15 protein-coding genes are annotated in these 14,850 nt (G+C 72.5%); 10 read left to right on the forward strand and 5 right to left on the reverse strand.

Annotated elements, in window-relative coordinates:
- Positions 1-201 precede the first annotated feature (201 nt).
- From purU to AB0K14_RS18505, 4 genes are read right to left on the reverse strand one after another with little or no spacing between them, the layout of a single operon-like run.
- Positions 202-1,080 carry a formyltetrahydrofolate deformylase gene (purU, locus tag AB0K14_RS18490; RefSeq protein WP_360452591.1) on the reverse strand — a complete coding sequence of 293 codons (879 nt, stop codon included), beginning with the start codon at positions 1,078-1,080 and terminating at the stop codon, positions 202-204.
- 12 nt (positions 1,081-1,092) lie between these two features.
- A complete protein-coding gene (locus AB0K14_RS18495) occupies positions 1,093-1,827 on the reverse strand; it encodes a maleylpyruvate isomerase family mycothiol-dependent enzyme (RefSeq protein WP_360452593.1) in 735 nt (244 codons plus the stop codon).
- A 10-nt stretch (positions 1,828-1,837) separates the two neighbouring features.
- Complete coding sequence (locus AB0K14_RS18500; RefSeq protein ID WP_360452596.1) at positions 1,838-2,641, reverse strand: class I SAM-dependent methyltransferase; 804 nt, start codon at positions 2,639-2,641, stop codon at positions 1,838-1,840.
- Entirely contained in the window at positions 2,620-3,114 is a 495-nt protein-coding gene (locus AB0K14_RS18505; protein ID WP_360452598.1) for a DUF2505 domain-containing protein, read from the reverse strand. Before AB0K14_RS18505 ends, AB0K14_RS18500 begins: the two co-directional genes overlap by 22 nt.
- Between AB0K14_RS18505 and AB0K14_RS18510 the strand changes: the two genes are divergently transcribed.
- Both AB0K14_RS18510 and AB0K14_RS18515 read left to right on the forward strand, forming a co-directional pair.
- Positions 3,113-4,222: a UDP-N-acetylmuramate dehydrogenase gene (locus AB0K14_RS18510; RefSeq protein ID WP_360452600.1), complete on the forward strand. Its 1,110-nt coding sequence runs from the start codon at positions 3,113-3,115 to the stop codon at positions 4,220-4,222. The two genes, AB0K14_RS18505 and AB0K14_RS18510, sit on opposite strands and share 2 nt — an antisense overlap.
- Positions 4,223-4,440: 218 nt before the next feature.
- A complete protein-coding gene (locus AB0K14_RS18515) occupies positions 4,441-5,433 on the forward strand; it encodes a hypothetical protein (RefSeq protein WP_360452602.1) in 993 nt (330 codons plus the stop codon).
- Here the strand turns inward: AB0K14_RS18515 and AB0K14_RS18520 are convergent.
- The gene (locus AB0K14_RS18520; RefSeq protein WP_360452604.1) at positions 5,387-6,118 is read right to left on the reverse strand and encodes an SDR family NAD(P)-dependent oxidoreductase; all 732 of its coding nucleotides are present in this window, start codon (positions 6,116-6,118) and stop codon (positions 5,387-5,389) included. The genes AB0K14_RS18515 and AB0K14_RS18520 overlap by 47 nt on opposite strands.
- Positions 6,119-6,197: 79 nt before the next feature.
- Here AB0K14_RS18520 and AB0K14_RS18525 point away from each other — a divergent pair, with 79 nt between their 5' ends.
- From AB0K14_RS18525 to AB0K14_RS18560, 8 genes are all read left to right on the forward strand, one after another.
- Complete coding sequence (locus AB0K14_RS18525) at positions 6,198-7,343, forward strand: Ig-like domain-containing protein (RefSeq protein ID WP_360452606.1); 1,146 nt, start codon at positions 6,198-6,200, stop codon at positions 7,341-7,343.
- Positions 7,344-7,413: 70 nt separating this feature from the next.
- On the forward strand, positions 7,414-8,211 hold the full coding sequence (locus tag AB0K14_RS18530; protein ID WP_360452608.1) for an alpha/beta hydrolase: 798 nt from the start codon (positions 7,414-7,416) through the stop codon (positions 8,209-8,211).
- Positions 8,208-9,461, forward strand: coding sequence for a D-inositol-3-phosphate glycosyltransferase (mshA, locus tag AB0K14_RS18535; protein WP_360452610.1), 1,254 nt, complete (start codon positions 8,208-8,210; stop codon positions 9,459-9,461). The genes AB0K14_RS18530 and mshA overlap by 4 nt, the downstream gene beginning before the upstream one ends.
- Positions 9,458-9,940, forward strand: coding sequence for a YbjN domain-containing protein (locus AB0K14_RS18540; protein ID WP_360452612.1), 483 nt, complete (start codon positions 9,458-9,460; stop codon positions 9,938-9,940). The genes mshA and AB0K14_RS18540 overlap by 4 nt, the downstream gene beginning before the upstream one ends.
- Before the next feature lie 70 nt (positions 9,941-10,010).
- A complete protein-coding gene (locus AB0K14_RS18545; RefSeq protein ID WP_360452614.1) occupies positions 10,011-10,931 on the forward strand; it encodes a DUF4349 domain-containing protein in 921 nt (306 codons plus the stop codon).
- Positions 10,932-11,342: 411 nt separating this feature from the next.
- Entirely contained in the window at positions 11,343-12,914 is a 1,572-nt protein-coding gene (locus AB0K14_RS18550; RefSeq protein WP_360452616.1) for an AMP-binding protein, read from the forward strand.
- Positions 12,915-13,526: 612 nt separating this feature from the next.
- On the forward strand, positions 13,527-13,745 hold the full coding sequence (locus AB0K14_RS18555; RefSeq protein ID WP_360452618.1) for a hypothetical protein: 219 nt from the start codon (positions 13,527-13,529) through the stop codon (positions 13,743-13,745).
- A 114-nt stretch (positions 13,746-13,859) separates the two neighbouring features.
- The gene (locus tag AB0K14_RS18560; RefSeq protein WP_360452620.1) at positions 13,860-14,609 is read left to right on the forward strand and encodes a phosphoglyceromutase; all 750 of its coding nucleotides are present in this window, start codon (positions 13,860-13,862) and stop codon (positions 14,607-14,609) included.
- Positions 14,610-14,850: the final 241 nt, after the last annotated feature.

Raw genomic sequence — 14,850 nt, forward strand, 5'->3', positions numbered from 1 at the left:
GAGCGTTGAACTCGGGGTACGCGAACGTTGAACTCGGGGTACGCGAACGTAGGACACGGTCGTTCCGAACGTAGGACACGCGGGTCCTGAACGTGGGACTCGCGGGACGCGAACGTGGGACTCGCGCGAGAGTCGTGTGTTCAGAGGGCGAGAGTCGTGTGTTCGGGAGGGGTGGGTTGGGGGCCGAGGGCGGGGGTGCGATCAGAAGATGACGGTCTGGTTGCCGTGCACCAGGACGCGGTCCTCCAAGTGCCACCGCAGACCGCGCGAGAGCACGACCTTCTCGATGTCACGGCCCTTGCGCACCATGTCGTTGATGGAGTCGGTGTGGTCCACCCGGATCACGTCCTGCTCCACGATCGGCCCCTGGTCGAGGTCCGCGGTCACGTAGTGGCACGTCGCGCCGACCAGCTTCACGCCGCGGCCGTGTGCCTGGTGGTACGGCCGAGCCCCCACGAACGACGGCAGGAAGCTGTGGTGGATGTTCAACGCCCGCCCGGCCCAGTCCGCGCACAGCTCCGCGGGCAGGATCTGCATGAACCGCGCCAACACCACCGCGTGCGGCTCGTGCGCGTCGACCAGCTGCCGCAGCTGGGCGAACGCCGCCGCCCTGCCCTCCGGGTCGTTCGCCGGGAACGGCACGTGGTGGAACGGGATGCCGTGCGCCCTGGTGATCCCGGCCAGGTCGGCGTGGTTGCCGATGACCGCCGACACGTCCACGTCCAGCTCGTGCGACGCCACCCGGCCCAGCAGGTCGTACAGGCAGTGCCCCTCCTTGGACACGAGGATCACCACCCGCCTGCGCTCACCGGAGTCGGCGACCCGCCACGAGCCGGGGCGCGCGCCGAGGTCGCGGGCCACCTCGGCGAACCGCGCCCGCAGCTCGTCCACGTCGAACGGCAGCGAGTCCGCCCTGACCTCCTGGCGGGTGAAGAACCAGTTGGTGGTCGGATCGGTGTGGTAGGCCGCCTCGACGATCCAGCCGCCGTGCTCGGCCAGGAACGAGGAGATCCTCGCCACGATGCCGGTGCGGTCGGGGCAGCCGAAGGTGATCACGTAGCGGCGTTCAGGCAGGGGCACGACGGGAAGTATCTACGGTCGCGGCAACCCGTCGAGCAGTGACGTGTCACCCGATGTGATGGCCCCGCTCGGCCGACCCCACGCCGCCCGGTACAGCGCGTCGGCCGTGCCGGCCACGGTGGCGTCCTCGTCGGTGCCGGAATCGGTGATCGGGCCGACCGACGGCGCCTCGCCGCGGGTGAGCCGCAGCTCCCACGCCCGACCCGCGTCGGCGGCGTGGAACAGCACCCGGCCCGTCCGCTCGATCGGCTTGCGCCGGGCGCCGATCGGCAGCATCCAGGTCAGGCACTCGTCCACGCCGTCGGCCGCGAACTCCACGTCGAACAGCAGCGACGGCACGTCCGCGCCGTGCCGCGCGTGCTCGGCGTCCAGCCGGTGGATCGCCGTCTCGTGCGCCTGCCTGCGTGACCAGAAGGCGAAGGTCTTGGGGCCGATGAACGACCACGCGGGCGTGTTCGAGGTGGTGCCGGCCAGCGTGTCGGTCAGCTCCGCGACCACCTTGTCCTCCCAGTCGAGCAGCTCGTCCCAGTCGGCCGGGCGGTCGTCGAACCCGGGTCGCTCGCCGTCCGGCGGCGTGTGCAGGGCGCGCAACGACCAGGAGTGGGTGCGAGCCAGGTGGTCGACCAGGTCGCGCACGGTCCACCCGGGGCACGTCGGCACGGGTGCGTCCGGTCCGGCGGCCACCGCCGCGGCGCGAAAGGCGGCGTACTGGGTCCTCAGCTGGTGCACGAAGTCGGCGTGGTCCACTCCGCACAGCCTAGGGACTCACCACGTCCCAGGGCAGGGTGATCTCACCGAGCCGCCACCGCTTCCGGTCGTCGGCCACCGGCCAACCGCGTCCGGCGAGCAGCCGCACGGTCTCCACCCACCGGGCCCGCGGCCCGTAGGGCGCGAACGGCGCGCACGTCGCCCAGCACGCGTCCAGCTCGCTGAGCAGCGCGTGCACCTTCTCACCCGGCACGTTGTGGTGGATCAACGCCTTCGGCAGCCGTTCGGCCAGGTCGCCCGGCGTCTCCAGGTCGGCGGGCAGGCACGACAGGGTGAACGTCCGCGGCCCGTCGGCGGTCAGCGCGACCCAGGAGCAGCGGCGGCCGATCTCGTCGCACGTGCCCTCGACCAGCACGCCGCCGGGCGCGAGCCGGGAGACCATGGTGTCCCACGCCTCGGCCGCCTGCTCCTCGGTGTACTGGCGCAGCACGTTGAACGCGCGCAGCAGCACGGGCCGCGCGCCGGCCAGCTCGAACCCGCCGCGCCGGAAGTCCAGCCGGGGCGGGTCGGCGACCTCCTTGCCCGCGGCGACCCGCTCGGCGTCCAGCTCCAGGCCGAGCACGCGGACGTCCGGGTTGACCACGCGCAGCCGCGCGGCCAGCTCGACCGTGGTGATCGGGGACGAGCCGTAGCCGAGGTCCACCACCAGCGGTTGCTCCCCGGTGAGCAGGTCGCGGTAGGCGTGCGCGACCCACCGGTCGACCCGGCGCAGGCGGTTCGGGTTGGTCGTGCCCCTCGTGGGCAGGCCGAGCGCACGGGCCCGGCCCGCGGCTAGGCGCGGCGTGCGAGCCATTCGGCGGTGAACTCGGTCTCGGCGTCGAGCAGCCGGGCCACCTGCTCGGCGATCACCGACTCCAGCTTGCCGCCCATGATCGGGATGCTCACCTTGACCTGACCGGTGAGGGTGAGTTCGCTCCCACTCGCGGTGTCGGCGAGCGTGATCGTGCCGTCCAGCCGCCCCGGGACGCCGTTCAACGTCACCTCGACGGTGCCCGCGGGACCCGCCTCGGTCCACGACTCGGCGCGGTCGATGACGAGGTCGCCGCCCAGCAGACCACGGGCCACCGACGGCAGCTTGTCCGCCGGCACACCCTGCCTGAGCTGGTAGGACGTGCTCTGGTCGGTGGCGGTGAAGGCGACCAGTTCGGGGTTCGTGCCGCCGAGCCGGGCGAGCCGGTCCCTCAGGTACGTCTGGTCCACCAGCGCTGCGTACACGTCCCGCGCGGGCCAGCGGGACGTGGTTCGGTGCTCGATGCGGCGTGCCATGTCGCGGAGGCTACCGTTCTCGGTCGTGACCACCCCGCCCTCCAGTGCCCGTGTGCCGCTGGCCGAGTGCACCACGCTGCGGCTCGGTGGCCCGGCGCGGAGGTTCACGCGCGCCACCACCGCCGCCGAACTGGTCGAGGCCGTGCGCGCGTTGGACGCCGACGGCGAGCCGTTGTTGCTGCTCGGCGGTGGTTCGAACCTCGTGGTGTCCGACGCCGGGTTCGCCGGCACCGTGGTGGCCGTCGGCACGTCCGGCCGCCGGCTCGACCCGCTGGGCGACGGTCTGGTGCAGCTCACCGTCGAGGCGGGCGAGGACTGGGACTCCGTCGTCGCCGAGGCCGTGGCGCAGGGGCTGGGCGGGCTGGAGTGCCTGTCCGGCATCCCCGGCCTGGTGGGGGCGACCCCGGTGCAGAACGTCGGCGCGTACGGCGTGGAGGTCGCGCAGGTCCTCACGTCGGTCGACCTGCTCGACCGGCGCACCGGCCGGGTGCACCAGGTGCCCGCGGACGCGCTCGGCCTGGCGTACCGCACGAGCGTGTTGAAGGGCACCGACCAGGCGGTGGTGCTGCGGGCGCGGTTCGCGCTGACCGCGGGCGGTCAGTCCGCGCCGATCCGGTACGGCGAACTGGCCAGGGTGCTGGGTGTCGCGCCGGGTGACCGGGTGCCCGCCGACGCGGCCCGCAAGGCGGTGCTGGAACTGCGGCGCGGCAAGGGCATGGTGCTGGACGCAGCCGACCACGACACGTGGAGCGCGGGCTCGTTCTTCACCAACCCGCTGCTGGACGACTCCACCCTGGCCGGGGTGCTGATCCGCATCGCCGAACGGCTCGGCCCGCACGTCGAGGTGCCGACGTACCCGGCGGGCGCCGGGGCCTCGAAGCTGTCGGCGGCGTGGTTGATCGAACGGGCGGGCTTCGGCCGCGGGCACCGCGGGCCCGGTGGCCGGGTGGCGTTGTCCGGCAAGCACACGCTGGCGTTGACCAACCGCGGCGGTGCGACCACCGAGGACTTGTTGGACCTGGCGCGCGAGGTGCGCGACGGTGTGCGGGCGGCGTTCGGGGTGGAGCTGCACCCGGAACCGGTGCTGGTGGGTTGCGCACTGGGGTGATCGGGTGGCCGACGTGATGGCCGGGTGACGATGCCGCGGACGGCCGACGCGATGCGCTGAGGACGCTGGCGCACGTGCTCGCGGCCCTGGGGCGGTCCGCGGAGGCCGCCGTGGTCCGGGAACAGCTCGAACCGCCGAACGGCCGAACGGGTGACTCCGTGTGACGAATCCTCACTCCGCGCGTTTCATGGAGTGAGGGGCACCCGTTGGAGGTCGTCATGGCCTTTCCCGACGATCGAGCGGCCGTCAGGCCGATCAAGGAGCTGGTCGAGGACGACTTCCTGAGCCGGCCCGGTGTGGTGGGTGTCGACCTCGGCGTGAAGACCGTCGGCGGCCGGTCGACCGGTCGGCCGGCGATCGTCGTGTTCGTCCGCCGCAAGGGACCCGCCGCCCAGTTCACCATCCCGCCGGACGTGCTCGGCGTGCCGACCGACGTGGTCGAGGACACGTTCTGGCCGCACCACACCATCGCGTCACCGGAGGGCGTGAGCGGCGCGGAGCGGCACGAGTCGCTCGCGGGCGGCATCGGCATCGGGCCGAGCCGGGCCGTCCGGCTCGTGCCGCCCGACGTCGCCGACGTGGACGACTACGTGGTCGCCGGGACGCTGGGCGCGCTGGTCACGCCGCGCCGCCGGCGCCTGGTGATGGCGTTGACGGCGTTCCACGTGGCCTGCGTCGACGACGCCTGGGCGGTCGGCGACCCGATGGTGCACCCGTCCCGCATCGACGGCGGGCACCCGGTGCGCGACCGGGTGGGCGCGTTGGCGCGGGCCGCGCTGTCCGGGCAGGTGGACGCCGCCGCGATCATGCTCACCACGCCGGGCGCGCGGCCCGAGGTGGTGGGGCTGGGACCGGTCGCCGGTCGGGCGCGGGCGCGGGTCGGCCAACGGGTGCGCAAGCGCGGCCGGACGACCGCCGTCACCGAGGGCGTGGTGGCGTCCACGGACGCCGTGATCAAGCTCGACTTCGGCGTCGGGCTGGGCGTGCGCACCCTGCACGACCAGATCCGCATCGAGACGCCGCGCTTCGCCGACCACGGCGACTCGGGCGCCGTGCTGCTGGACGACGCGAACCGGGTGGTCGGCCTCTACTGCGGCGGCAGCCCGGACCGGGGGTTCGCCAACCCCATCGGCCCGGTGCTCGACCAGCTCGACGTGGAGCTGCTCACCCCCGGTGCACGCGGGTCGCCGACGCCTGCGCGCGGGGCTTGAGCACGATCTGGTCGAGGTTCACGTGCGACGGCCGGGTCACCGCGAACGCGATCACGTCCGCCACGTCGTCCGCGGTCAGGGGCGTCACGCCCTGGTAGACGGCGGCGGCCCGTTCGGTGTCGCCGTCGAACCGGTTCACCGAGAAGTCCGTCTCCACCATGCCCGGCAGGACCTCGGTCACCCGCACCGGCTGCCCGAGCAGCTCACCGCGCAACGTCCGGTGCAGCGCGGACTGGGCGTGCTTGGCCGAGGTGTACCCGGAGCCGTTGTCGTAGGCCTCGTACGCGGCGACCGAGGTGACCGTCACCACGTGCCCGTCACCGGAGTCGACGAGCTTGGGCAGCAGGCCCTTGGTGACCCGCAACGTGCCCAGCACGTTCGTCTCCCACATCCACCGCCAGTGCTCCTCGTCGGCCTCGGCCACGGTCGCCATGCCACGCGCGCCGCCCGCGTTGTTGACCAGCACCCGGGCCGCGGGCACGGCCTCCAGGAACGCCTCGACCGACGGGGCGGAGGTCACGTCCAGCTCCACCGCGGTGCCGCCGATCTCATCCGCGATAACCTGGAGGCGGTCGACCCGCCGGGCACCGAGCACCACGTGGAAGCCCTCGGCGGCGAGCCTGCGGGCGGTGGCCTCACCGATGCCCGCACTGGCTCCGGTCACGACTGCGATAGGACGGTTCACATCGGCGATCCTAGGTGTGTGATGCAGCTCACCCGCACCGGAAGTCGCGTGGGGCGTCCTTCGATCGGGAGGTCGTAACGTGCACAGGAAATCGGCTGCTCTGCTGGTCGGCTTGGCCCTGCTGGTCGGCTGCTCGGCGCAGGTGGAACCCGGCTCGGCCAAACCGGTCGGCGGCGACAACCCGCCGGTGGCGAAGTTCACCACCGTGCCCGCGGACGGCGCCAAGGACGTGCCGGTGAACGTGCCCGTGCAGGTCACCGTCGCCGAGGGTGCGATCGACCAGGTCACGGTCACCAGCCCGGAGGGCAAGGCCGTCGGGGGCAAGCTCACCGAGGACAAGAGGTCCTGGGCCAGCACCGAGCCGCTCGGCTTCGGCAAGAGCTACACCTACGCGGGCCGGGCGACCGGCACCGACGGCAGGCCAGTCGACCTGAAGGGCGCGTTCACCACCCTGAACCCGGCGAGCCAGGTGCGCGCCACGCTGTTCCCCGGCGACAACCAGACGATGGGCGTCGCGGTCCCGATCAAGGTCGAGTTCGACGCCGACGTCGCGGACCGGGCCACCGTGGAGAAGGCGCTGAGCGTGACCAACTCGGCAGGCGTGCAGGGCAGCTGGGCGTGGCTGAGCTCCCGCTCGGTGCACTACCGGCCGGAGACGTACTGGCCCGCGAACACCCAGGTCCACGTCGAGGCGAAGCTGTACGGCGTGCCCTACGGCGGCGGCGCCTACGGCCGCGCGGACGTGACCAGCGACTTCACCATCGGCCGCAACCAGGTCGTGAAGATCGACACGCCGTCGCACCAGCTCGTGGTGCAGCGCGACGGCCAGACGGTGGCGACCTACCCGGCGTCGTTCGGCAAGGACGACGACCCGGAGCTGAACACGCCGAACGGCACGTTCGTGGTGATGCAGAAGGACCCGCAGTTCAGCTTCGACAACCCGCGCTACGGCTACACCAACGTGGTCAAGAAGTGGGCCGTGCGGATCTCCAACCACGGCGAGTTCATCCACGAGAACAACGACAACGCGGCCAACATCGGCAAGAACAACACCTCGCACGGGTGCGCGAACCTGCTGGAAGCGGACGCGAAGGCCTACTACGACAGTGCGTTGGTCGGCGACCCGGTCGAGGTGACGGGAGCGGTCATGACGCTGCCGGCGCAGTACGACTGGTACGACTGGCAGATCCCGTGGGCGCAGTGGCAGACGATGTCGGCCCTGTGAGGTCGGGCTCGATGGCGGAAATTCGCTTGCTTCGGGAAGCGATGGGTTGACCCGCGCGTTGTCGTAGGTCGTGCAGAACACTCTCCTCGACGCCGAGGGCGTCCGGTTGTCGGTCCGCGAGTCCGGCCCGGCGGACGCCCCCGCGGTCGTGCTGGTGCACGGATGGGCGCAGTCCGGGGAGGTGTGGCCGCCTGCTCCGTCGTTGCGCTGCTACGCGCCGGACCTGCGCGGGCACGGCGAGTCGGAGGTCACCGAGGGTGGTTACCGCGACTCCGCGTGCTGGGCGGCCGACCTCAAGGCGGTGCTCGACCACGTCGGTCGGTCCGCGGTGCTGGTCGGGTGGTCCTACGGCGGGCTGGTGATCGCCGACTACCTGCGCGCGCACGGCACGGCCGGCGTCGACGGGCTGGTGCTGGTCGGGGCGATCACCGAGCTCGGGCGCGACCGGCCCGGCGGGGTCACCGGGCGGTTGTCGAAGGCCACCCTGGCCGGCTCGCTGTCGGAGGACCCGGCGGTGGCCGTGCCCGCGCTGGCCGAGTTCTGCCGCGACCAGGCCCCCGGGCTGCCCGGCGAGCTGGTGCAACGCATGCTGGGCACGGCGCTGCGGGTGCCGCCGCGGGTGCGGGGCGAGATGTTCCGGCGTGACGTGGACAGCGCCGCCGTGCTGAAGGCGGTGGACAAGCCGACACTGGTGGTGCACGGCACCGCCGACGAGGTGGTCGACCCGGCCGCCGGTGAGTACGCGGCGGCCCTGATCCCCGGAGCCGACTTGCGCCGCTACGACCGCACCGGCCACGCGCCGTTCCTGGAACGACCCGAGCGGTTCGCCGCCGACCTCGCCGGGTTCGTCGCCGAGGTCTCCCGGTGAAGCGGGTCGCGGTGCTCTCGGTGCACACCTCGCCGCTGGAGCAGCCCGGCACGGGCGACGCGGGCGGCATGAACGTCTACATCGTGCAGACCGCGACGCGGATGGCGCAGCGCGGCATCGAGGTGGAGATCTTCACCCGGGCCACGTCCTCGGAGCTGCCGCCGGTCGCCGAACTCGCACCGGGCGTGCACGTGCGGCACGTGGTGGCGGGTCCGTTCGAGGGCCTGGGCAAGGAGGAGCTGCCGGGTCAGCTGTGCGCGTTCACGGCGGGCGTGCTGCGGGCCGAGGCACGGCACGAGCCCGGCCACTACGACGTCGTCCACTCGCACTACTGGCTGTCCGGGCAGGTCGGCTGGCTGGCCCGGGAGCGCTGGGCCGTGCCGCTGGTGCACACCGCGCACACCCTGGCCAAGGTGAAGAACCTGGCGCTGGCCGCGGACGACACGCCGGAGCCGCGGATGCGGGTGATCGGCGAGGAGCAGGTGGTCGCCGAGGCCGACCGGCTGGTCGCCAACACCGACGTCGAGGCCGCCGAGCTGGTCAAGCTGTACGACGCCGACCCGGCGAAGGTGCTGGTCGTGCCGCCGGGCGTGGACCTGGAGCGGTTCACCCCCGGCGACCGGGACCAGGCGCGGACCGCGCTGGGGCTGCGGCCGGACTCGGTCGTGCTCGCGTTCGTGGGGCGCATCCAGCCGTTGAAGGCGCCGGACGTGCTGCTGCGCGCGGCGGCCGAGATGGTGGTGCGCGATCCGGGGCTGCGGTCGCGGCTGGTGGTGCTGGTCGTCGGCGGGCCGTCCGGTTCGGGCATGAAGACGCCCGACGAGCTGGTCCGGCTGGCGGCCGAACTGCGGATCTCCGATGTCGTGCGGTTCCTGCCGCCGCAGGGCGGCGAGGCGCTGGCGCGGGTCTACCGGGCCGCCGACGTGGTCGCCGTGCCCAGCTACAACGAGTCGTTCGGCCTGGTCGCGCTGGAGGCGCAGGCGTGCGGCACGCCGGTCGTGGCGGCGGCCGTCGGCGGCCTGCCGGTGGCCGTGCGCGACGGTGTGTCCGGCGCGCTGGTGGACGGCCACGACGCCGGGCCGTGGGCGCGGGCGCTGTCCGACATCGCGCTGAGCCCCGCGCGCCGGGAGGAGCTGGCCGGCAACACCGTGGGCCACGCCCGCCGGTTCTCCTGGGACCGCACGACTGATTCACTCCTCGCGGGGTACGCCGAAGCACGCGACGTGTTCCGCGAGGAGGTCTTCGCTTGAGCCTGGACGACGTCATCCGGTCGACGCTGGACGACCGGGAGCTGCGCTACGAGAGCAAGGAGCCCGGCCGGTTCTTCGTGACCCTGCCCGGCGCCAAGAAGCTCCAGACGAACTGCTGGCTCGTGGTCGGCAGGCACGCGCTGGTGGTGGAGGCGTTCGTGTGCCGCAAGCCGGACGAAGCGCACGAGGACGTCTACCGGTTCCTGCTGCGGCGCAACGCCAAGCTCTACGGCGTGCACTACACGATCGACACGACCGGCGACATCTACCTGGTCGGCCGGATCGCGCCGCACGCCGTGACGCCCGACGAGCTGGACCGCGTGCTCGGGCAGGTGGTCGAGGCCGCCGACGGCGACTTCAACACGCTGCTGGAGATCGGGTTCGCGGGAGCCATCAAGCGGGAGTGGGACTGGCGGGTCTCGCGCGGCGAGTCGCTGGCCAACCTCCAGGCGTTCCGGCACCTGGTGTCCGAATCGTGATCACCGCCGCGCAACGGGGGTGAGCCCGCGCCCCGTCCCACCGGTGACCGGGAACCAGGGAGGGACACAGATGGGCAGACGGGTGGGGTTGGTGGTCGCCGCGTTCGCGGCGGTCGTGCTGGCCGGGTGCGGGGCGGACTCGGCGGGGACGTCGGCCGACGCGCCGGCGATGGCGCCGCAGGACAACGCGATGCTGGGCGGCGCGCCGAAGCAGGAGGCCGCGGCCAAGGGCAAGGCGGGCGAGGCGCAGTCGGGTCAGGACCAGTCCGGTCAGGCGCAGCAGGCGGGCTCGTCGGCGCAGCTGAACCGGCAGCTCGTGCGCACCGCGACGGTCGAGCTCCGCGCGCCGGAAGCCACGCAGGTGCTGTCCGAGGTGAAGGACCTGGTCATCGCGGCGGGCGGGTACTCGTCGCAGGAGAGCTCGTTCTCCAACCGGGCCTCGGTGACGTTGAAAGTGCCCGGCGACCGGCTGGACGCCGTGCTGGAGTCCATCACCGGGCTGGAGGGCGTCGAGGTCGCCAAGCGTGAGCTGAAGACCGAGGACGTGACCGAGCAGCTCGTCGACATCGAGGCCAGGCTCGCCAACCAGCGGGCCAGCGTCGAGCGGGTGCGGGGGCTGCTGGAGCGGGCCGGGAGCACGTCGGAGATCACCGACATCGAGGCGGAGCTGACCAAGCGGCAGTCCGAGCTGGAGTCGTTGCAGCGCCGGTACGAGACGCTCAAGGGCCAGGTCGCCATGTCGACGCTGAACGTGGCCATCTCGGCCACGGGCGCGCCGGTGGCCGTGGCCGAGGAGAACGACTTCCTGGACGCGTTCGCCGGTGGTTGGAAGGCGCTGGTGAGCGCGTTCGGCTGGTTGCTGGTGGTGCTGGGTGGCGTGCTGCCGTTCGCGGTGGTGCTGGGCGTGCCGACCTTCGCCTACCTGTGGTGGCGTCGTCGCCGGCGGAGCGCGGTCACCCCGCCGCCGGTCGCCTCGTCGAGCACGCCGTAACCACCGTTCGAGCGGTGGTTCCCGTCGAGACCGGGAGCACCAACGCGCGGGGAGCGCGGAGCGGCTTGGGAGAGAGGGGGAGTCGCAAGTTCAAGCCGCTCCGCGTCAGTCCCCGCTGAAACGGATCCGGGCGGGGGGAGCCCGGATTTCCCAGCGGGCCGCGGTTCGACGGGGGGATGGCGAACCGCGGTCGTGCCGCGCGGGTCGTTCGGAGTGCGTGGGAACGCGACCCGCGGAGCTCTGCCAACTTGGCAGATGGCCGGCTCCCGCCACAAGGGGCCGCACTGGTCCATTCGGGTGTTCTTAGCCGAGTTAAGTAACGCTGTAGCGGGATTGCCGACTGCCTTGACCAGCGATGTGGCGTGACTCACGATGGCGGCAGCCCGCCCCCTGGATGAATGAGGCAGCCGCATGGTCTTCCGCAGTCCGTTCCCCGATGTCGCGGTCCCGGACGTCTCGCTGCACGAGTTGCTGTTCGCCGACCTCGGCGAGCGCGCCGACCGGGTCGCCCTGGTCGACGGCACCTCCGGCGCGTCGCTCACCTACCGCCAACTGGTCGGGGCGGTCGATCGACTGGCCGCCGCGCTGGCCGCCAGGGGGATCGGCAAGGGCGACGTCGTCGGCATCCTCAGCCCGAACACCCCGTTCTACGCCGTCGTGTTCCACGGCATCCTGCGCGCGGGCGCGACCGCGACCACCATCAACGCCCTCTACACCGCCGACGAGGTCGCGCACCAGCTGACCGACGCGGGCGCGAAGATGCTGTTCACGGTGTCCGTGCTGCTGCCGAACGCGGCGCCGGGCGCGGAGAAGGCCGGGATCTCGGACGTGGTGGTGCTCGACGCCGCCGACGGCTACCCCAGCCTGTCGTCGCTGCTGGCCAACTCCGAGCCGACGCCGGAGGTCTCCATCGACCCGGCCGAGGACGTGGCCGTGCTGCCGTACTCGTCCGGCACGACCGGCCGGGCCAAGGGCGTGATGCTGACGCACCGCAACCTGGTGGCGAACATCGTCCAGTGCGGGCCGCTGCTGCGGGTGGGCGGGGAGACGAAGATCCTCGCCGTGCTGCCGTTCTTCCACATCTACGGCATGCAGGTGCTGATGAACAACGGCCTGCACGTCGGCGGCACGGTGGTGACGCTGCCGAAGTTCGACCTGCCCGAGTTCCTCCGGGTGATCCAGGACCACCGGACCGACCGGGTCTACATCGCACCGCCGGTCGCGGTGGCGCTGGCCAAGCACCCGCTGGTCGACCAGTACGACCTGTCCGGCATCGACACGATCTTCTCCGGCGCCGCGCCGCTGGACGTGGACCTCGCGGCGGCGGTCGCCGAGCGCCTCGGGTGCCGCGTCTCGCAGGGGTACGGGATGACCGAGATGAGCCCGGTCAGCCACGCGATCCCGGACGGGCGCGACGACATCTCCGTGGGCACGGTCGGCGTGATCGCGCCGAACATGGAGTGCCGCTTCGTGGACCCGGCCACCGGCGAGGACGTGGGCGTCGGCGAGCGCGGCGAGCTGTGGTGCCGCGGCCCGAACGTGATGAAGGGCTACCTGAACAACCCCGACGCCACCGCCGCCACCCTCGACGCCGAGGGTTGGCTGCACACCGGCGACGTGGCCGTGATCGACGAGCGGGGCCTGGTCAGCATCGTCGACCGGGTCAAGGAGCTGATCAAGTACAAGGGCTACCAGGTGCCGCCGGCCGAGCTGGAGGCCCTGCTGCTGACCCACCCGGAGATCGCCGACGCCGCCGTGGTCGGCGTGCGCGATCACGAGGGCGAAGAAGTGCCGAAGGCCTTCATCGTCCGCCAACCGGGCACCGCCCTGGACGAGTCCGGCGTGATGACCTTCGTCGCCTCCCAGGTCGCCCCGCACAAGAAGGTGCGGGTCGTGGAGTTCATCGAAGCGATCCCGAAGTCGGCCGCCGGCAAGATCCTCCGCAAGGACCTCCGCGCCCGCGAGGCCGGCGCGTCGGCCTGACCCGTCGACCTGACCTCGACCAAGCCCCCGGTGGTCCGCTGCCGGGGGTTTCGGTCGCGGTGAGGACTTGGCCCGCTGTTCCAGCGGTTCGGCTTCGTGGGGCAGGTTCAGGGCGCGGAGCACGGCGGCGGGGTTCTCCAGGCGGACGGTGACGGCCGGGTGGTGTTGGCCGTAGGCGGCTTCGGCCGTGGTCACGGCTCGTTCCAGCAGTGGGCGGGCCTCGGTGGGGCGGCCCAGGGCGAGGGTGGCCAGGCCCCAGGTTGCTCAGCCGGATCGCCACCTCGGGGTGGTCGGGGCCGGAGGCCGCCTCCTGGATGGCCACGGCCCGTGCCGGCCGCGCCCGGGTCTCCCTGTGGTGGCCGAGGCGGCCCGGCGGCTTCGAGCTCCCAGGCCATCCACTCCGCCCACGCCCGGTCCGCCAGCGTGTAGGCGACGAAGAAGTCCACTCCGCCACCGGACGCCCCCTCCCCGCCCGCAGCCGATCCCATCGCGTCCCTCGGGACCTGATTACCACCCGATGGTGTTGTTGTCGGCTACTCAGCGAGCCGGACCGGTCACGCAGCACAACCATGTCGGGTGCAAATCGCGAATCACACATCGGAGGACTTACGCATGCGCATCCTCGGAAGGCTGGCCGTCTCGGCCGGCGCCACCGCCGTCATCCTGCTCGCCGCACCGGCCGCCAACGCGTCCCCGATGGACGCCGTTCCCGGCGGCAGCCCGCTGGCCGCCGCGCAGCAGGCGCTCGGCGCCGTGGTGAGCCAGCTGAGCAGTGGTCTCGGTGGCCTGGGTGGTCTGGGCGGCGGCCTCCCCGGCGGCCTCGGCGGCTGATCAGGCTTCGGGTCGGGCCCGCGAGAGGCCCGACCCGGCCCGGTCGCTGCACCGATCAAGATCACAGTGACCACCGGGGTGAGCCGGCCCCGCCCATCTGGCAGGCTGACGCCCATGGCTGTCGGAACGCTGGTGCTGCTCCGCCACGGCGAGAGCGTCTGGAACGCGGAGAACCTGTTCACCGGTTGGGTGGACGTCCCCCTCTCGGAGAAGGGCGTGGACGAGGCGAAGCGCGGCGGTGTGCTGCTGCGCGAGGCGGGCGTGCTGCCCGACGTGGTGCACACGTCGCTGCTGCGGCGGGCGATCGGCACCGCCAACCTCGCCCTCGACGCGGCCGACCGGCACTGGATCCCGGTCCGCCGGGACTGGCGGCTCAACGAGCGCCACTACGGCGCGCTCCAGGGCAAGAACAAGAAGCAGACGCTGGAGGAGTTCGGCGAGGAGCAGTTCATGCTCTGGCGGCGCTCCTACGACACCCCGCCGCCGCCGATCGCGCCCGGCGCCGAGTTCAGCCAGGACAGCGACCCCCGCTACGCCGACCTCGGCCCGGACCTGCCGCTCACCGAGTGCCTGCTGGACGTGGTCAAGCGGATGATCCCGTACTGGGAGTCCGCGATCGTGCCGGACCTGCGCACGGGCCGGACGGTCCTCGTCGCCGCGCACGGCAACTCGCTGCGCGCCCTGGTCAAGCACCTCGACGGCGTCTCCGACGAGGCGATCGCCGGCCTGAACATCCCCACCGGCATCCCGCTGCGCTACGACCTGGACGAGGAGCTCCAGCCGCTCAAGCCGGGCGGCGAGTACCTCGACCCGGACGCGGCCGCGGACGCGATCAAGGCCGTCGCCAACCAGGGCCGCGCCTAGCCCGGTCGTCAGCTCCGCCACGAGACGGCGGCACGTGCGCAGGGTCCCACCCGGCGCGCGTGCCGCCGTCTCGTTCATCCGGCCACGCCCGTGTCCGGCGCGCACCCGTGTCCGACGCGCCCGGCACCCCCGGCACGTCCTCCGCTCGTCACCTGGAGGAGAACCCGGCTTCCGCCGCTCTGCACCTGTCCGAACAGGACCCGGCTCAATTGGACACGATTGGGTGAACGCAGGTCGTCCG

Source organism: Actinosynnema sp. NPDC050801 (assembly GCF_040673975.1).
In the GTDB taxonomy this organism is placed as follows: domain Bacteria; phylum Actinomycetota; class Actinomycetes; order Mycobacteriales; family Pseudonocardiaceae; genus Actinosynnema.